Below are 19,056 nucleotides of genomic sequence, written 5' to 3' on the forward strand. Positions count from 1 at the left end.
TACATGAAGCTCATTTCTGTTGCAGGAGAAAGTGTGGCACCTGGAAAAGGTGGATCACCGTCTGATACATTTGATCGTTCCATTTCTACGTGGCAAGAAGATGGTCAAGAAAAAACAATAACCGTCACCTATGTGCGTTATTTTGGCAAAGTGCTCGCTGAGCGGGGCATTTACGATCAAGAGGCAGAAGGTGTTCCTGTCAGCCATTTGGTAGCAACGTTGTATCTAGAAAAGCATCCAGAGGCAAAAGAAACCCGTCATTATATTAACGATACGGAGTCTTTCGTCGCGCTGTTTGAAGATTTTTCCCTGACAAAGTGGAAAGAGCGCTATCCGTTGTAGGATATGAGAGTTACCGTTTTTAAAGTCAAAAGATTCTGATTCGCCAAAGACACATACGGGTAACTTTTGTGAGGGCATGCTAAGGGCACCAATTATTGGAGGGAATTAGCATGTTTTCTATTTGGTTGCCGCTGATGATGACGTCTTCTGCACTTATTTTTGGTGCAATACCTTCGCATGTCCCTACGACTACGACTTCCTCGGCGGCGTGGATGGTTGCTGTACAGGAGTTTGATGCGTTTTTGCAGGACTGGAAAAAAGGGCAGACGCTTGCGAACCTGCGTCATCCGCTTTTTGACCTCACGGAAGTGTCAGCGGTGTCAGGAATGATGGAAATCATCCGTTTTTCGGGAGAAGCACACGGGCAACCCGGAGAAATCACCCTGTCGTTTTACACACCGGAAGGCGACCAGGTCTTTTCGCCCCCAGGCTCCGTGTCTGTCGCGCGAGTCGATGAGAAGCGGCGGGAATTCCAAGTCACTGGCGCTATACCGAGGGCTTTGCGTGGGCGGACGGGTGTCGTACAGGTGACGTTTACGGGAGAAAAGCGGGCATCGTACTTACTGAAGGTACGATTCTAGTGAAAATACGGGAGAGGAGGGGCTGCTGTTGATTGAGGTCAAGGATGTCAGCAAGCGATTCAAGGAAATCGCAGCGGTCCAGCATGTATCGTTTCGCGTCGAGGCAGGCGAGGTATACGGACTTCTCGGAGAAAACGGTGCGGGTAAGACAACGACGATGCGCATGATGGCGACAGTTTTGACCCCGACCGAGGGAGACATCGAGATTAGTGGTTTTTCCGTTCGACAGCAACCGCTTGAAGTGCGCCGCAGAATCGGCATTTTGTTCGGGGGAGATGTGGGACTTTACAGCCGTTTGACAGCGCGGGAAAATATCGCGTACTTCGGTCATCTATACGGATTGGAGCAAGCGAGGCTTGAGGAGCGGATTCATAGTCTGAGCCGGATGCTTGAGATGGATGATTTTATCGATCGGCGAGTGGGGGCCTTTTCCCGGGGAATGAAGCAAAAGGTAGCGATTGCCCGGACGCTGGTACACGATCCGGATGTCATTTTGTTGGATGAACCGACGACAGGACTGGATGTAACGGCTGCTACCATCTTTCGAAGAATGGTCAGAATGCTGCAAGAAGAGGGGAAGACGATTCTGTTCTCCAGTCACAACATGGGCGAGATTAACAAGCTGTGCAAAAGGGTTGCGCTCATGCACAAGGGTAAGCTGCGGTTCGCCGGAGGATTGGATACGTTGCGCGAGCAGTTTGGGACAGAGGATCTGGACGACATTTTCATGGCTGTCGTGGAAGGGAGCGAAGGCTGATGGGCTCGCATGTCGTTTGGACCGTACTGAAAAAAGAACTGATGGACTTGTTTCGCGATCGTAAGGCGTGGATGGGGACGCTCCTGGTGCCATTGCTCGTCATTCCGTTCGTCTTCTTTTTGCTGGGAACATCCTATAGCAATGTGGAAAAAGAAGCGAGGGAGTACATCCCGTTAGCTGTTCAAGGATCATCCTCATTGATTACGTCTTTGCAAAAAAATCCTGCCGTTCAAATCCTAGAGCCAGCCAATCCGGAGCAAGCACTGCAAGCAGGTCAGCTGCGCGCCATTTTGACGATTCCTGCTGGCTTCGATGAAGAGATCGCGGCGGGAAAAACAGCAAAGCTATCAGTTGCCTATGACTCCACCAATCAAAAATCTGTCTATGCCCGTACGTTGATCGAGCAGACAGTAGAGGCGTACAGCAAAGACGTCGTAGCGAAAAGGCTGAACCAAGCGGGCTTGTCCGAGCAGACGATTCAACCGATTGTCTCCACCTTTCAAAATGCAGCCTCTGAGGAAAGGAAGTCGGGAGGGATGCTGGCTGGCATCATTCCGTTGATGTTGGTAGTCTCACTCGCATCTGCGGGAATGGCCGCAGCGAATGATCTCGTCGCTGGTGAGAAAGAGCGGGGAACACTCGAATCGCTGTTGACGGCACCGATTGCAGCCCAGCACATCCTCACGGCAAAGCTGTTGGCTGTCATGACCATGAGTACCATGGGGGCAGTAGCGTCACTGATCTCTGTCACGCTGGCCATACGTCTGGGACCAATGGGGACGGAAGGAGATCATTTTACACTCGCCTTCTTCTCGCCTGTCACTTTGTTGGTGCTCATCGTGACTATTTTGTTGTTGGCGGCGCTCTTTGCAGGGTTGGAGCTTGTTTTGAGTACGGTTGCCAAGTCTTTTAAAGAGGGGCAGACGTACATGAGTGCTGTCATATTTTTGGCGATGGTTCCCTCATATATGCTGATGCCAGTCAGTCCGGTCGACATCCCTACACATTACTACGTGATGCCCGTGTTCAACGGTGTCGCACTGTCCAAGGAAGTGTTTTATGGCAAGGTCGACCCGATGCATGCACTCCTGGGGATTGGCTCTTTGCTTATCTATGTGGTTTTCACCATTTTTCTCGCGTCGCGTATATTCCGCAGAGAAGGGGCGGGGTTGAAGCACTGATCGTAACATTTTCAGACCTGTCGCATCACTCGTCGCTGTCATTTCGAGAAAGCTGGTGAAATGTTGTGAATCCGCTGTATGTCGGTGTGTTCTATATTTTCGGATCGGCTGCTGGTTTTGGCGTCATGTCTATTTTTGCTGTGTACGCCTACGAAGCGGGTGTGTCTGTTTCAACGCTCTTGTTTTTGCGGTTTTTATTGGCGACTGCCCTGTTTTTTGGTTTGTTGCTCTGGCGTAAGGAGTCGCTTCGCTTGGATAAAAGACAGGTGCTCGCCATGTTTTGTCTCGGCGGGATTTTGTACACCCTGCAATCCCTTAGCTTTTTCTCTGCGGTACAGTACATACCGACCTCAATGGCGGCCTTGCTGCTGTATACATTTCCGGTGTTTGTTGCCATACTGAGCTACTTCGTCGAGAAAGAGCAGTTGACGAAAAAGACTGTCATCGCCATGCTGATCACACTTGTTGGTCTTGGACTGGTGCTCGGCTTGTCATTTGGTGGGATTCAGCCGATTGGCGTGCTGTTGGCGCTTGCAGCGGCGTTGTTTTATTCCGTTTATATTGTGGTGGGAAATCGAGTGGTTAAAGGCGTCTCGTCCTATGTAACGTCTGCGTACATCGCCCTGTTTGCTGCCATTTCTACCTTTTTCATTGCGCTAAAAGACGGAGGTGTCGACCTGTCTTTTGCGGTACAAGGGTGGTGGGCGCTGCTGGGGATTGTCGTTTTCTCTACGGTGGTCGCTATCAGTTTTTTCTTCCGCGGCTTACAATTGATTGGCTCAACAAAAGCGTCGGTGCTAAGCACGCTGGAGCCTGTGGTCACGTTTGGGTTTTCGGCGTTGTTGTTTGGCGAAGCTTTTAGCCTGCTCCAGTTGTTGGGGGGATGTGCAGTGCTCGTCGGTGCTGCGCTGATTGTTTCAGGGAAAGGCGGCGAGCCAGAGGTGGCACCTAGGCAGGCTTCTTCATAAGGCTATTCCAAAAAGACGCTCTTGCTGTGAGGATTCACGTGCAGGAGCGTCCATCTTTTTATAGCGGATCAGGATTCGTTCATTTGTGAGCGGATTAGCCAGCCTGCACCGTACACACCCGCATCATTGCCAAGCTCGGCCGGAACGATTTCTGTGGACTCGACGACATAGGTGAATGGAACAAAGCGTTTGAATGATTCGCGGATTCGGGAAAAGAGGAAGTCACCTGCTGCGGCCACGCCTCCACCGATCATAAACTTCGCGGGATTCAGTACATTCGCCAAATGAGAGAGAGCGAGACCGAGATAGAGCGCCACTTGATCGGTAATGGCTAGAGCTGCTGCGTCCCCTGCTACGGCTGCTTCGAGGACATCCTTGGCGGCAATGTTTCCTTTGGTGGCTAGTACAGCGGCAAGCACCGGGCTTGATCCGTTTGTAGCTGCAAATCGCCCTTCCCGAATGATGGCAGTCGCAGACGTGTATGTTTCGAGACAACCTGTTTTGCCGCAATTGCAGGGAGCTCCGCTATCCGGGGTCATGGTGATGTGACCGATTTCACCGCCAACACCGTTGATGCCATGGATGACCTTTCCATTCAAAATGACGCCTCCACCTACACCTGTGCCGAGCGTGATGAGAACGAGGTCTTGTGCACCTTGGCCTGCACCTTGCCACATTTCCCCGAGGGCTGCGACATTGGCATCGTTGTCGACCGCGACTGGCAGACCTGTAAGGGCTTCCAATTTTTCTTTTAATAAAACGGGTTGGCGCCAGTGAAGATTCACCGCTTGGAAGACGATTCCCTTCTCGCCATCGACGGGTCCGGGTACTCCTACACCGATTCCGCAGACTTGTGAAAGAGAATAGTCGTGCTGTGCAAGAAGATCATGAGACATGTCTACGATTTTTTGCAAAATGCCATCCTCGCCATCCGCAACAGGCGTCGGTTCTTGCATTTTAGTAACCAGCTCGCCTTCTGGCGTAATCAAAGCCATCTTGATTGCAGTGCCACCCACATCTACTCCCACGATGATCTTCTTCACAAGCGTCTCCCCTATCTCCTTGATTTCCATCTTTTTCTATCTTATCACGCTATATGGAGCATAGCGATTCCCAAAAATGGCTATACAGGATATGATGGAAGAGAGTACCCCCGTGAGCGAGGGAAGGAAGAAGGGATCTGCCTTGAAACGAGCCAGATTAATCTACAATCCAAGCTCCGGCCGGGAGATCGTGCGTCGGCGATTGCCGGAAATCCTCGATTTAATGGAGTCGGCCGGATATGAAACTTCATGCTATGCGACCAAAGGGGAAGATGATGCGACAGAAGAAGCTGCTCGTGCAGTAGCTCGCGGTTTTGACGTCATCCTGGCCGCTGGTGGAGATGGAACCATATATGAAGTAGTAAATGGGATGGCAGAGCATAAAGCGCGTCCATCTCTAGGAATAATCCCCTGCGGAACCAGCAATGATTTTGCCCGGGCGGTCGGTATACCGAAATCGATCACGCGTGCAACGGAGATTGTCGCCCAGGGCAAGAAGAAACGCATTGACCTGGGACGCATCAACAACCGCTATTTTATGAATATCGCGGGTGGCGGCTCACTGACGAATTTGACCTATGAGGTTCCGAGCAAGCTGAAAACGCTAATCGGACAAATGGCGTATTACGTCAAGGGTTTGGAGAAGCTGCCGTCGCTGCACCCGATCCGTGTTCGTCTGGAAAGCCGTAGAGAGGTGCTGTTGGATGAAGAAATCATGGTGTTCCTCATCGCCAATAGCCGCTCGGTAGGCGGTTTTGACAACATCGCCCCGGAAGCCGATTTGTCAGACGGCAAGCTAGATGTCATCGTTGTGAAGAAGTTGAATATTGCGGAGTTTATTCGCTTGGCGACACAGGCGGTTCGCGGCGAGCACCTGAAGGACCCAAACATCCTGTATTTCCAGGCAGATTACATCAAAGCCACTTCACCGAGCGGAGAGACGGTTCAGCTCAATCTGGACGGTGAGCTGGGCGGACAGCTGCCTTGCGTGGTGGAAGCGTTGCCGGGGCATATCGAGTTGTTCGTCCCGTAAGAAGATAGTAAAATGAATAGCAATAGCCGTGGGGATGCCGCTTTTCGCTGTGCATCCCTGCATGTTTCCTGGAGCGAAAACGAAAACCTATAGAGCAAGATAAAAGGAGCAATAGATAGTGGCGAAGACAACAAAGAAGCGGCGCGGTCCGCACCCGACAGCCAAAGTGGAGCTGGACGTCCCAGTGCGTGTCGGACAAACCGTGGAAGTGGAGATAACCGGACTGAACCACGAAGGAGCAGGAGTCGGCCGGATTGAAGGATATACGCTGTTCGTAGATGGCGCACTTGCAGGAGAGCGAGTTCATGCGCGCGTCGACCATGTGAAGAAAAACTTCGGCTTTGCCAAGCTGACAGAAGTAGTAGAAGCGAGTACCCATCGCTTCCAGCCGCCCTGTCCGCTGTACGACCGTTGCGGAGGCTGTTCGTTGCAGCATCTCGCTTACGAGGAGCAGCTGCGACACAAGCAGCAAATCGTGCGGGACAACCTGCGGCGCATTGGCGGCTTCCAAGTCGAAGGGGAAGGGGCCATTACCGTTCATCCGACACTCGGCATGAGCGATCCATGGCGCTACCGCAACAAAGCACAGGTACCAATCGGCGAGGAAAACGGGGCGTTGGTCGGCGGCTTTTACGCGGAGAAATCCCACTCGATCATCGACATGAACGAATGCCTCATCCAGCACCAGGCGAATGATGAAGCAGTGGCAGCCGTGAAGCAGGCGGCGACCAAGCTGAATATCAAAGCATATGACGAGACTCGCAATACAGGCCTGCTGCGTCATGTGGTCGTTAAGGTGGGCGTGAAGACAGGGGAAGTCATGGTCGTGCTCGTAACGACAGAGGAGCAGATTCCACAGCGCGATCAGCTGGTGGAAGCGATTCGTGCACAGGTCGCTGGCGTGACGAGTATCGTGCAGAACATCAACCCAGATAAGACCAACGTTATTTTTGGTAAAAAGACCGTGACGCTCTGGGGCAGTGATGTGATTTACGATTATATCGGTCCGATCAAGTTTGCTATTTCAGCGCGTTCGTTTTATCAGGTTAATCCTGCGCAGACAGAGGTGCTGTACAATAAGACGCTGGAGTATGCGGGTGCGACTGGTGCGGAGACGGTGATTGATGCGTACTGCGGTATCGGGACGATTTCGCTCTTTTTGGCGCAGAAGTCCAAGCATGTGTATGGGGTAGAGATTGTGCCGGAAGCGATTGCGGATGCGAATCGGAATGCGCAGTTGAATGGCGTGGAGAATGCGACGTTTGAGGCAGGGCCTGCGGAGATTGTCATTCCAGCTTGGAAGGAGAAAGGCATACGGGCGGATGTGATTGTCGTTGACCCGCCGCGCAAAGGCTGTGATGAGGCGTTGTTGACGACGATTTTGGAGATGCAGCCGGAGCGAGTGGTTTATGTTTCTTGTAATCCTTCTACGTTAGCGAGGGATTTGAAGGTGCTCGCTGACAGTTACGCGGTGAAGGAAGTACAGCCGGTGGATATGTTTCCGCATACGGGGCATGTGGAGTCGGTTGCGTTGTTGATCAGGAATAATACAGATGTTAAATAACCTTATAAATAAAGGGCATGTTGAATAGGACAGCTTGTCAAAATTATTGGTACAGAGGTTGTTTATTGGTATTGGTGATAAATTGGTGTTAAACATCAGCAATAACTAGCCCAAAGAAGCGTATTTCCTCATATATATTAAATATTGATAGTGTACCTGTTATAGTCAACTGTAAACAAAGAACCTGAACGATTGCAATCAATCACTCGGGTTCTTAAGCTTCTTTTGGATTATTAAGTCGAATAATTTGATAAAACTTATTGGCAGCTTTTCTATCTGCTTTTGATAAGACATGCCCGTAAATGTTCATGGTCGTGGTGATGTTGGCATGTCCCAATCGTTCTGAAATAATTTTCGCATGAACGCCTTTGTTATTCAAAAAGGTAGCCGATTTGTGACGCAGATCATAAAACTTGATGTATTTTAATTTGTACTTTTTAAACAAACCTCGGAACCACATATACGGACTTTCTGGGTAAAATGCTCTTCCAAATTGATTAAAAAACACAAAGAAATGTTCTTCGTCGCGAGTCCCCACTAATTTATCCCAATCTTGAGTGCAGAACTTATAATATTCCTTCAACTCAGATTGGACACCATCAGTCAAGCTAATCTTACGTAAGGACTTCCCGTTAATAAAGTTAGTGATGCTTTGTTTCACATGGATAATACCAGCTTCTAAATCAATATGTTTCCATTCAAGACCTACGAGTTCGCCGCGTCGAAGGCTTGTGGTTAATGCGAGTGTGATCATCATTCTCCAATAGTACGGCTCGCATTCCAAAGCTTTACACAATATTCTGTATCAGAAATTGCAAAGTACTTAAATGTATCAACGAATAGCATTTATGCAATGGCTCGAGAGAAGCAGATCCCTCATGTTCGTATTCGTAGAAGAATTATGTTTCCAATGGATATTATCGAAGAATGGTTAAGAAATCAGTAATAGACATAGAGAGGGTTATCCCTGATGTTTACTTATAGATTTCTAAAAAGAACGAGGATCATTTTATTGATTCTTGTTTTTTATTTAAGGACTCAAAGGTGTTACTAACTATTAGTGATAAGTTACACAGAAAATAGTGAATTCGACTTTCAGTTGTCAATACACTGTTGAGGTAACTGATTCGTCACCAATCGTAAAAAAACTCCAAGATCGAACCATATCTTATGATAAAGTTATTGTTCTCTTGAAGGTGTTTAATTTGTCTCACGCGTTATAGACTCGTTCAAGTTGTAAACGACGAGGTATCAAGGAATATTCCGTTCTTGGATATCATGAAGATTAGCTACGAGTACAAGGGCTCTTTGATAATGCTCGAAAAGAAACACGAAGTCTGACTTCAGGTTTTTCTCGAATTTTTTTAATTGGGGGCGTATGAAGTAATAGACAGTAGAAAGAATGAAATAATAACGTATTTCATTTTGGTATTTAAGTACCAAAATGAAATATCTATTGATGTGAATTATCTACGATGCTATATTTTAGGTATGATAACAGTGAGTTGTTTTGCAAGGGGGTTATAAAGATGCGTAACGACAAGCGGATGAACCATATTTGGAATCGTTTTAATGCATTGCGGGGATATACTGCTCAGTCAGAGTTGCCTGTTGCATTGTTCCTTTTGAAAAAGACAAAAGAGGAGTTTGTATCCAATTCAAAAAAACCTACTGAGCAGAAAGCTTATGAAGTGATGCTTTCAATATCGAATAGTTGTGGAATGAAAAATCCATATCCGGATTCAAAGGCGTTTTTTGGTGCTTTTATGGCTATGGATGATGAAGATATTGATTGGGAAATGGCTCTTGCATCTGCAGATCATAAAGAGATGTTTTATATACCGAAAGTGCTGATTACCGAATTTGAAAAACACTTTAATCCAAACACTAAGACGGTATTGATTCCTGAAGCAGAAAAATTTGTACCTTACCTTACTGAATTAGTAAGCCGACATTCTGATTGCGAATTCTACATAACTACCATGAATAGTGTGAGTAAAGTTCTTTTTGATGAAATGTTTAAGGAGCATGTGAATGTAATTGTCGAACAGACTAGTATTTATGATTACGAGTTTTCAGCAAGGAAGTTTGATTTAATTCTGGCGGTACCTGTATTTGGGGCAAGAGAACGCGGAGAAGATAATGGAGATTTCATTTGTAGGGAATATGAAATGATAGCTGTAGAGAACTTGCTCTTACATCTGAATAGTTCGGGTGTATTAGTGATTGTATTACCAGCTAGAATAACCTTTGCTGCGGGCTCAATTAAGGACTTAAGAGATTTTATACAGGGCATGTATAAACTAGAAGAAATAGCTGAGCTACCAGCCGGGATTTTTGCATCTACCGCTATTAAAACCTATATGTTTACGATCACCACAGGCCGAACAGAAGATGTAATGATTAAAAGATATGATGCTGCTACAAGCAACATCAAAAAAAATGGAATAGATGAATTGGTTCTCATTGATGATACATTTGTTATGTTGGACGAGTTAATGGAAATGGGTTATTGGAATGTTGATCATATCTTTGGGATGGTGGATGAAGATTGGCAACGTTATCAGAACTCAAGCATTAAAAAAGAAGAACTAGGTAATGTTGCTGAAGTTTTTCGCGGAAAGGCGATCAGCAAGAAAGATGCTAATGGTAGCATTGGAGTCGTAAATATATCGAACCTAAATGATTTTGACATTGATTATGAGGGTCTTGATCACATCGAAGAGGAAGAACGTAAAGTTGCGAATTACTTACTTAGAGATGGGGATTTACTATTGCCAGCACGGGGAACAGCGATCAGAATAGCAGTTTTTAAAGAACAGAAGTATCCTTGCATCGCGTCATCGAACATCATTGTAATAAGACCGAATGAAAAACTGCTTTTAGGGACGTACTTAAAAGTTTTTTTGGATAGTCCTATGGGGAACAAAACCTTAGCAGGAAAGCAGCAAGGGACAGTCGTCATCAATATTAGTTATAAAGACTTGAAGTCGCTAGAAATTCCGTTGCTTAAGGTTGAAGAACAAAAAATGATTACAGAAGAATATGAACAGGAACGTTCCAGATATGTAGAAAGCATTCGTCTTGCTGAAGATAGATGGAATGGAGTAATGGAGCGACTTCAAAATAGTATTTTGAAGGTGAAAAAATAAAATATTTGACTTAGATAACTGTGATGTAAGAAAAGTATCAGCCCGGCACCAGGGGAGGAAATTACATGATCGGAGCTATAATTGGCGATATTGTCGGTTCCAGATTTGAATGGAATAATCATCGATCGAAAAATTTTGAGTTTTTAACATACAAGTGCTTTTTCACTGACGACTCGGTGATGTCATTAGCTATTTGTGATGCACTTATGAGCTGTAAACGTGATTATAGAGACTTGGGCGACCAAGCTGTTAAATCCATGCAAGTTATTGGGAGACACTATCCGAATTGCGGGTATGGAGAGAGATTCTATAAATGGATGTATAGTAATACTCCTGAGCCATACAACAGTTTTGGTAACGGTGCTGCAATGAGAGTTAGCGCCTGTGGTTATGTAGCCAATTCCATCGAAGAGGCTAGATTACTTTCGCACAAGGTGACAGCTATAACACATAACCATCCTGAGGGGATAAAAGGCGCTGAAGCTACTGCGGTTGCAGTTTATCTGGCTCTTAGCGGGAAAAATATCTTGGAAATTCGTGATTATGTTGATAAGCACTACTACCCCATGAATTTCTCGCTCGATGGAATCCGGGAAACGTATCAATTTAACGAAGCTTGCCAAGAAACAGTTCCGCAAGCACTTGTTGCTTTCTTCGAGTCTTCCAATTTTGAAGATGCAATCCGTAACGCTGTCTCTGTTGGTGGAGACAGTGATACGTTGGCAGCAATTACTGGAGGCGTGGCAGAAGCCTACTACGGTGTGCCGACACATATCAGGAAACATGCATTGACATTTCTTGATGAACGGCTTCTGAGGATATTGCTTGAGTTCGAAAATCTATATCCCGCAAAGATGGAAAAGATACAGTCTTCAGGGAGCGTCAGCATTAAAGAAGAGTCAGTCGGAGCCAAATTAAAAACTGGAGGTAGAGAAGAAATGATCCAATCAGCAATGGATGCTGCTGATGAAGCACTAAAAAATAGTACTTCAGAGCCTGAAGAAACAACAAGCCAAAAGCTATTTTCTCACCTTTTTGAAGCCTGCAATATTCTGCGTGGTCCAATTAATCAGGATGAGTATAAAAGCTATGTAACGCCTATTCTCTTTTTTAAACGATTATCAGATGTCTATGATGAAGAAACACAAGCTGCATTAGAGGAATCTGGTGGTGATGAAGAGTTTGCTAGTTTTCCAGAAAACCATCGATTCATTATTCCTGATGGCTGCCATTGGCAGGACGTTCGCGAAGTTAGTGAGAACGTCGGGGTAGCAATAGTCAATGCAATGAACGGCATTGAACGTGCTAACCCAGATACACTCTATGGCGTTTTTTCTAGTTTTGACGACGCAAACTGGACTGATAAAAACAAACTGTCAGATGAACGCTTAAAGGATCTCATTGAACACATGTCAGAAATTAAAGTAGGCAATGAAAATTACTCATCTGATGTGATGGGAGATAGTTATGAATATTTAATTAAGAAATTTGCTGATCTTTCAAAGAAAAATGCAGGCGAATTCTATACACCCCGAGCAGTTGTAAAATTAATGGTCAAAATCCTAGATCCGAAGCCAGGTGAGACTGTTTATGATCCTGCTTGTGGTACTGGTGGTATGTTGATCGAAGCGATACGTAACGTACATGATGATAAAAGCACGTATGGTAGGATTTATGGACAAGAAAAGAACTTAGCAACTTCAGCGATCGCAAGAATGAACCTTTTTCTACATGGAGCAAGAGATTTTAAGATTAAACAAGGTGATACTTTAAAGTCGCCTCTTTTCATACATCGTGGAGAATTACAAACTTTTGACTGTGTAGTTGCGAACCCACCGTTTTCATTAAAAGTTTGGGGTGCGGATCAATTTGCCTCAGACATTTATGGTCGTAATTTATGGGGGACCCCTTCTGATTCCAGTGCGGATTTTGCTTGGCTACAGCATATGGTGCAATCTATGGATAAAAAGAATGGGCGTTGTGCGGTCGTTCTTCCGCAGGGAGTCCTCTTCCGCGGAGGTAGAGAAGGAGAAATTCGTAAACAACTAATCGAATCAGACAAGTTAGAATGTGTCATTACTTTGGTAAGTGGCTTATTTTACAGTACAAGTGTATTGGCATGTATTCTGATTTTAAACAACAATAAAGTACAAGAACATAAAGGGAAAGTCTGTCTGATTGATGCATCAAAGATTTATACTGCGCAAAGAGCTCAAAATATAATGACAGAAAAAGATGTAGAGGAAGTTTATAATCTTTTCAAAAACTATGATTCTGTTATTGAAAAAGCTAAGGTAGTGTCTATTGAAGATATAAAATTAAAAGAGTTTACACTCTCTGTTAACCACTATATTGAAAAAGCAGCAATGGAAACTAAATGTCCTCAAGAAGTCAAAAGGGAATTTTTAGCGGCGTTAGATGAAGTAATTGAAGCAGAAGAAAACTTAAAATCCTTATTGGTAGAAGGGGGATACATTAGTGAGTAATAGAATTACGCTAGACGAGCTGAAATCATATTTATGGAATTCAGCAGTATTTTTACGAACTCATATTGATGCAGGTTCATATAAGCAATATATTTTTCCACTTATGTTTTTCAAAAGAATTTGTGATGTATATGATGAAGAATGTGCAGAAATTCTTGAGGAATATGACGGAGATGAGGATGCAATCGAGTGGGAAGAAAATCATAGATTCATTGTTCCGAAAGGTTTTCACTGGAATGATGTCAGATCAGTATCAGAAAATGTGGGCGTTGCAATTGTAAATGCATTTCGAGCTATTGAAAAAGCAAATCCTGAAAAATTACAAGGTGTTTTTGGGGATGGTGCTTGGACCAATAAAAACAGATTACCTGATAAATTACTTAAAGACCTTATTGAGCATTTCTCTTCAAAAACGCTCAGTATGAAAAATTGTCCTGAGGACGAACTCGGACAAGGTTATGAATATTTGATCAAGAAATTTGCTGATGATAGTGGGCACACTGCTCAAGAATTTTATACAAATCGTACCGTCGTTCATCTTATGACAGAGATGCTTAAACCGCAGTCTGGCGAAGGTATTTATGATCCTACCTGTGGTAGCGCAGGTATGCTTATTTCAGCCATTGCTTATTTGAAGCAACAAGGACTTGAATGGAGAAATGTAAAAGCATACGGGCAAGAGATCAACGCTCTTACATCTGCAATTGGAAGGATGAATTTGTTTTTACACGGTGTAAAGGACTTTCATATAGTAAATGACGATACTTTAAAGAAACCTGCTTATGTGGAGCATGGTGAGTTAATGCAGTTTGATTTAGTGTTAGCGAATCCACCATATTCGATTAAGCAATGGGATAGAGAAGCATTTTCAGCTGATAAGTATGGCCGGAATTTTCTCGGTACACCACCTCAAGGAAGGGCTGATTACGCGTTTTTTCAACATATTTTGAAGAGCCTTAATCCAAATACGGGTAGATGTGCAATTTTATTTCCACATGGTGTTTTGTTTAGGGATGAAGAAAGAGAAATGCGTGAAAAGCTTGTAAGAAGTGATTTGGTCGAATGTGTAATTGGGATCGGGAAAAATCTATTTTTCAATTCACCGATGGAGGCATGTATTATTATCTGCCGAACGAGAAAAGCACATTCTCGTAAAGGACATGTATTGTTTATTGATGCAAAAAATGAAGTAACTCGAAAAAATGCAGAGAGTTATTTGGAAGAAGATCATATACAGAAGATAGCACAAACTTACACCGAATTTAAAGTTCAAGATGGTTTTTCAGCAATTGCCACAGTAGAACAGATTATCGGATATGACAGTAAGCTGAGTATTCCGCTTTATGTAAATGGGTCTAACAGCGTTGAAGATCAGGAGACGTTATATTCTGTGGAAGAGGCACTGGATGGATGGCTTGCTAGCAGTGATACTTTTAGAGAATCTTATGAGACTTTGAAATACATGCTTTTTGAAAATGGTGGTGATGAAAATGCCTAAATATAGATTTGAAGATATTGCATTTAATATAACTCAAAAAAGAAAGCCAACATCAGATGATATGAAAACATATATCGGACTAGAACATTTAGATAGCGGCAGTCTTTCTGTTACACGATGGGGAAGCGACGTGCCAATAAAAGGCGATAAACTTCTAATGCAAAAGGGAGATATTCTTTTTGGGAAAAGGAATGCCTATTTAAGAAGAGCAGCTATTGCACCCCATGATGGGCTCTTTTCTGCTCATGGGATGATTCTGCGGCCTAATGAGAAAGTAATCTCAAGGAAGTTGTTTCCTTTTTTCATTTGTTCGGATTATTTCTTTGATGCAGCTATTAGAATTTCAGTTGGATCATTGTCGCCTACTATTAATTGGAGTGCGCTTAAAGAACTTGAATTTATACTTCCTCATATGAACAAGCAAGAAAAACTCGCTGATCTATTATGGGCTGCTAATGATACAAAAGAAGCTTACAAGAGATTGCTTTATCTCACTGATGAGCTTGTCAAATCGCAATTTATCGAGATGTTTGGGGATCTTACTAGAAAATCGAATGACTGGTCATACAGCCCATTAAGAGAACACGCTGACATATTAGCTGGGAATCCTTTTGATAGCTCAGGGTATGTAGATAATGGCATTAACATTTGTGGCGGACTTATTATAATGCCTGACAGAATTGCATGGGAAGAAGCTAAGAAGTGGCCCTCTACCGAAGGACTAGATAAGTATTTACTTCAAGAAAGGGATATTGTACTTGCTATGGATCGTCCATGGATTTCTAGTGGTTTTAAAATAGCTATGATAAAGCAATCCGAATTGCCGGCATTATTAATACAACGAACTGCAAGAATTCGTAGTAAAGACTTGAACCAGCAATATATCCTATGGGTTCTAAAAAGTGATGCCTTTTTAAAGCATTGTAATATCACACAAACGACGGTACCACATATTTCGATGGGAGATATTAAAAATTACAACATTCCTATACCACCGATTAGTCTTCAAAACCAATTTGCTGATTTTGTCCAACAGACCGATAAATCAAAATTTGAATTAAAACAGAATATTGAGAACCTGGAAACCACTATTAAAGCCTTAATGTTGAAGAACTTTGGTTAATTGAACATAGATTTTGTTAAAGATTGGAGGCGCATTTGATGTTTAATGAAGATAATACGATTGAACAACTGGTAATCTCAACACTTAAGAGTAATGGGTGGAAGTATGTATCATCCGAAGAATTGCCACGCGAATACTCGGATGTAATGGTTGAATCTATGGTTAAAGAGGCGCTCATCCGCCTTAATCCTGAAATTGCTGAAGAACCATCCCGCGCAGATGAAGTTATCTATAAACTGCGTACGTTAATATTGACTGTTCAGCCGCACAACCTAATAACGCAGAATGAAATGTTCAAGAAGATGGTTTTTGAAGAGAATTCCTACCCATTCGGCAAAGATGGACGAATGATTCCAATTCGATTCTTCGGAACGATGACCAAAGCAGACTTAGAGCTGAACGAATATGTAGTCACAAACCAATGGGTATATCCACAAAAAGAGAATGGTAAAAGGCTTGATATTGTTCTTCTGATTAATGGATTTCCTGTGGCGATTGGCGAGTTGAAAACACCTGTTCGTAATTCTATAACCTGGTTGGATGCTGCTGGAGACATAGCTGCATATGAAAAAAGCATACCAGGCATGTTTGTAACTAACATATTCAATTTTGCTACAGAAGGCAAATGTTATAGATATGGTTCAGTTTGCATGCCAATTGGAATGTGGGGTCCATGGCATACTCCGGATCATAAAAGTGAAGGAAGTCTTGCTGATGTAAAAATCAGTGTTGAAGATATGATTACACCTGACAAGGTCATGGACATTTTTCAGTTTTTTACAGTATTTGCAACAGATAAAAAGTATCGCAAATATAAGGTCATTTGCCGTTATCAACAATATGAGGGTGCGAATCTTATTGTGGAACGCGTAATGGCTGGATACCCAAAACAAGGTCTTATCTGGCATTTCCAGGGTTCTGGCAAATCATTGCTGATGGTTTTTGCAGCACAGAAACTTAGAATGATACCTGAATTAAACAATCCAACAGTAGTTATAGTTGACGACCGAATTGACCTAGAGACGCAGATAACTGCTACATTTAACGCATCAGATATTCCTAATCTCGTCAGTCTTGGTTCAAAGGACGACTTAGAATCCTTCTTTTTAGGAGACCAGAGAAAGATTGCAATTACAACTATCTTTAAATTTGGTGATATTAAAAAGGAACTAAACCCTAGAGACAATATCATTCTTATGGTTGATGAAGCTCATAGAACTCAGGAAGGTGATCTAGGTAGTAAGATGCGTCTTGCTCTTCCGAATGCGTTTTTCTTTGGCCTTACAGGTACACCGATTAATCGCATTGATAGAAATACTTTCAATACATTTGGTGCAGTTGAAGATAAGAGTGGATATATGAGCAAGTATTCCTTCTCGGACTCAATCCGCGATCATGCGACACTGCCATTGAATTTCGAACCGGTTCCAGTTGACCTGCATGTTGATAGAGAAAAGCTCGATGCTGAATTTGAAGCATTAACAAAGAATTTATCTAAAGAAGATAAAGCAGAGTTATCTCGAAGGGTCAACATGAAAGCAATTATGTATGACCGCAAGCGTATCAGAAAGGTATGCGAACATATATCCAAGCATTATCAGGGGAAGATTGAACCGAACGGATACAAAGGTCAGGTTGTTTGTTATGACAGAGCGTGTTGCCTTATGTATAAAGAAGAACTTGATAAATTGCTAGGTCCGGATGCAACTACAATCGTTATGGACACCAACAATGACAAAGAAGATAAATATAAAGCCTATAAACGTGATAGGGACGCAGAAGGAAAGATTTTAGACAGATTTAGAGAACCTAACGACCCCCTGAAGCTCGTAATAGTAACGTCAAAGCTTCTTACTGGTTTTGATGCACCTATATTGCAAGCTATGTATCTTGATAAGCCAATGAAAGATCATAACTTGCTGCAGGCCATCTGTCGTACTAACAGAACCTATGATGAAGGTAAGACACACGGTTTAATTGTTGACTACATAGGTATTTTTGATAATGTAGCAACAGCTTTGGACTTTGATGAATCGAGTATGAAAAAGGTCATTTCGAATATTGAAGAGGTCAAAAAGCAGATCCCTGCACTAATACGTAAGTGCTTGAGTTATTTCATGGGAGTAGACCGTACAATAGATGGTTGGGAAGGTTTGATTGCTGCACAAGAATGTTTGCCAACTAATAAAATCAAAGACGAATTTGGAGCCGATTATAAAGTGCTCAATAGAGCGTGGGATGCGCTATCACCAGATCCGTTTCTGAATTCAATGAAATACGATTTTCAATGGCTGACAAGAGTATTCGAATCGGTGAAACCTACTGATGGAAGAGGAGGGTTGATTTGGGCTTCACTCGGAGCGAAGACATTGGAATTGGTTCATGAGAATCTGCAAGTCGGAGAAGTACATGATGATATGGAAATTCTTACAATGGATGCAGATTTAATCGATGAATTTATTGAAAAACAAAAGGACTTGAGAAAGACAACGATCAAAGTCGAAATTGATTTGGTCGCGAAAATTCGAAAACACAGTAATGATGTTAAATTCGTTAAGTTGGGAGAAAAACTTGAAAATCTCCGTGAGAAACACGAACAAGGGCTCATAACCAGTATTGAGTTTCTAAAACTGCTATTAGAACTTGCGCGGGAAGCGGCAGAAGCTGAAAAAGAAGTAGTGCCTGAGGAAGAATTAGACAAAGGCAAGGCAGCATTGACAGAGCTATTTGATGGTGTGAGGAATTCAAAGACGCCAATTATAGTCGAGCGAATTGTTGGCGATATAGATGATATCGTTAAGATTGTACGTTTCGATGGTTGGCAGGGTACAACTGCAGGAAAACAGGAAGTGAAGAAAGCTCTTCGGAGTGTTGTCTGGGTCAAATACAAAATTAAAGACAAAGAAGTCTTTGATAAAGCCTATCAGTACATTGAGCAGTATTACTAATTCGAAGAATTAAAGTTGGGAAACAGATCATTCAGTGATGATCAGTAGTATTGTTGTTATTGAAAAGGTCGAAAATTAATTCAAATAGGACCAGATGTGATGAAAATCCGGCAGAACCATCCTTACTAATGAAATGACAGTTGTTGCATATGAGATTTCAAAAAAGGTGTTTGAGGGTTCTGCCGGGCGAACTGAAGGCAAAGATGAAAGGAATATGTAAACGATAACTAATCTGTATTGTGAAGATTCTGCGTTTAAGTCACCGGGTGTAGAGTAAGAAGGTCTGGAGATGGTCGAATGCCTAAGGATAATCAGAAAAACAAAGTTCAGTTCTGCCGCGAGCTTGGTGCAATAGTTTAGGAGATACTCAGTAGCAGTAA

The 19,056-nt window shown here is 43.3% G+C and carries 15 protein-coding genes; 13 read left to right on the forward strand and 2 right to left on the reverse strand.

Features of this window, described 5'->3' with window-relative positions; genetic code table 11:
* Positions 1-3: 3 nt before the first annotated feature.
* The 5 genes from HPY27_RS10805 (at position 4) to HPY27_RS10825 (ending at position 3,829) form a co-directional block, all read left to right on the forward strand.
* The gene (locus HPY27_RS10805; RefSeq protein ID WP_069847196.1) at positions 4-342 is read left to right on the forward strand and encodes a hypothetical protein; all 339 of its coding nucleotides are present in this window, start codon (positions 4-6) and stop codon (positions 340-342) included.
* A gap of 110 nt (positions 343-452) precedes the next feature.
* Positions 453-923 (forward strand): hypothetical protein, encoded by a 471-nt coding sequence (locus HPY27_RS10810; protein ID WP_174224965.1) that lies wholly within the window; start codon positions 453-455, stop codon positions 921-923.
* Positions 924-951: 28 nt separating this feature from the next.
* Entirely contained in the window at positions 952-1,680 is a 729-nt protein-coding gene (locus HPY27_RS10815) for an ABC transporter ATP-binding protein (protein WP_174224966.1), read from the forward strand.
* Positions 1,680-2,861, forward strand: coding sequence for an ABC transporter permease (locus HPY27_RS10820; protein ID WP_174224967.1), 1,182 nt, complete (start codon positions 1,680-1,682; stop codon positions 2,859-2,861). The genes HPY27_RS10815 and HPY27_RS10820 overlap by 1 nt, the downstream gene beginning before the upstream one ends.
* 65 nt (positions 2,862-2,926) lie before the next feature.
* Positions 2,927-3,829, forward strand: a complete 903-nt coding sequence (locus tag HPY27_RS10825; protein ID WP_174224968.1) for a DMT family transporter — start codon at positions 2,927-2,929, stop codon at positions 3,827-3,829.
* 68 nt (positions 3,830-3,897) lie between these two features.
* Here HPY27_RS10825 and HPY27_RS10830 read toward each other — a convergent pair whose 3' ends face one another.
* On the reverse strand, positions 3,898-4,902 hold the full coding sequence (locus HPY27_RS10830; RefSeq protein ID WP_174224969.1) for an ROK family glucokinase: 1,005 nt from the start codon (positions 4,900-4,902) through the stop codon (positions 3,898-3,900).
* 112 nt (positions 4,903-5,014) lie between these two features.
* On the opposite strand from HPY27_RS10830, the gene HPY27_RS10835 reads away from it, so the two are divergent.
* Positions 5,015-5,905, forward strand: a complete 891-nt coding sequence (locus HPY27_RS10835; protein WP_026043186.1) for a diacylglycerol kinase — start codon at positions 5,015-5,017, stop codon at positions 5,903-5,905.
* Between the two features lie 118 nt (positions 5,906-6,023).
* Positions 6,024-7,469 carry a 23S rRNA (uracil(1939)-C(5))-methyltransferase RlmD gene (gene rlmD, locus HPY27_RS10840; protein WP_174224970.1) on the forward strand — a complete coding sequence of 482 codons (1,446 nt, stop codon included), beginning with the start codon at positions 6,024-6,026 and terminating at the stop codon, positions 7,467-7,469.
* 214 nt (positions 7,470-7,683) lie between these two features.
* On the opposite strand, the gene HPY27_RS10845 is transcribed toward rlmD, so the two are convergent.
* Complete coding sequence (locus HPY27_RS10845; RefSeq protein WP_371814322.1) at positions 7,684-8,265, reverse strand: site-specific integrase; 582 nt, start codon at positions 8,263-8,265, stop codon at positions 7,684-7,686.
* Here HPY27_RS10845 and HPY27_RS30110 point away from each other — a divergent pair.
* The 6 genes from HPY27_RS30110 (at position 8,233) to HPY27_RS10875 (ending at position 18,676) form a co-directional block, all read left to right on the forward strand.
* On the forward strand, positions 8,233-8,415 hold the full coding sequence (locus HPY27_RS30110; protein WP_174225128.1) for a helix-turn-helix domain-containing protein: 183 nt from the start codon (positions 8,233-8,235) through the stop codon (positions 8,413-8,415). The two genes, HPY27_RS10845 and HPY27_RS30110, sit on opposite strands and share 33 nt — an antisense overlap.
* A 583-nt stretch (positions 8,416-8,998) precedes the next feature.
* Positions 8,999-10,621, forward strand: coding sequence for a restriction endonuclease subunit S (locus HPY27_RS10855; RefSeq protein WP_174224972.1), 1,623 nt, complete (start codon positions 8,999-9,001; stop codon positions 10,619-10,621).
* Positions 10,622-10,686: 65 nt separating this feature from the next.
* Positions 10,687-13,107 (forward strand): N-6 DNA methylase, encoded by a 2,421-nt coding sequence (locus HPY27_RS10860; protein ID WP_174224973.1) that lies wholly within the window; start codon positions 10,687-10,689, stop codon positions 13,105-13,107.
* Entirely contained in the window at positions 13,100-14,605 is a 1,506-nt protein-coding gene (locus HPY27_RS10865; RefSeq protein ID WP_174224974.1) for a type I restriction-modification system subunit M, read from the forward strand. Before HPY27_RS10860 ends, HPY27_RS10865 begins: the two co-directional genes overlap by 8 nt.
* Positions 14,598-15,728, forward strand: coding sequence for a restriction endonuclease subunit S (locus HPY27_RS10870; RefSeq protein WP_174224975.1), 1,131 nt, complete (start codon positions 14,598-14,600; stop codon positions 15,726-15,728). The genes HPY27_RS10865 and HPY27_RS10870 overlap by 8 nt, the downstream gene beginning before the upstream one ends.
* A gap of 38 nt (positions 15,729-15,766) precedes the next feature.
* Entirely contained in the window at positions 15,767-18,676 is a 2,910-nt protein-coding gene (locus HPY27_RS10875) for a type I restriction endonuclease subunit R (protein ID WP_174224976.1), read from the forward strand.
* Positions 18,677-19,056 lie beyond the last annotated feature (380 nt).

The organism is Brevibacillus sp. HB1.1 (assembly GCF_013332445.1).
Classification (GTDB): Bacteria; Bacillota; Bacilli; order Brevibacillales; family Brevibacillaceae; genus Brevibacillus; species Brevibacillus porteri.

Excerpts from the sequence above, each read along its gene's own strand:
- HPY27_RS10805 (WP_069847196.1), top strand. The coding sequence starts at position 4 with ATGAAGCTCATTTCTGTTGCAGGAGAAAGTGTGGCACCTGGAAAAGGT.
- HPY27_RS10810 (WP_174224965.1), top strand. The coding sequence starts at position 453 with ATGTTTTCTATTTGGTTGCCGCTGATGATGACGTCTTCTGCACTTATT.
- HPY27_RS10820 (WP_174224967.1), top strand. The coding sequence starts at position 1,680 with ATGGGCTCGCATGTCGTTTGGACCGTACTGAAAAAAGAACTGATGGAC.
- HPY27_RS10830 (WP_174224969.1), bottom strand. The coding sequence starts at position 4,902 with ATGGAAATCAAGGAGATAGGGGAGACGCTTGTGAAGAAGATCATCGTG.
- HPY27_RS10855 (WP_174224972.1), top strand. The coding sequence starts at position 8,999 with ATGCGTAACGACAAGCGGATGAACCATATTTGGAATCGTTTTAATGCA.
- HPY27_RS10860 (WP_174224973.1), top strand. The coding sequence starts at position 10,687 with ATGATCGGAGCTATAATTGGCGATATTGTCGGTTCCAGATTTGAATGG.
- HPY27_RS10870 (WP_174224975.1), top strand. The coding sequence starts at position 14,598 with ATGCCTAAATATAGATTTGAAGATATTGCATTTAATATAACTCAAAAA.
- HPY27_RS10875 (WP_174224976.1), top strand. The coding sequence starts at position 15,767 with ATGTTTAATGAAGATAATACGATTGAACAACTGGTAATCTCAACACTT.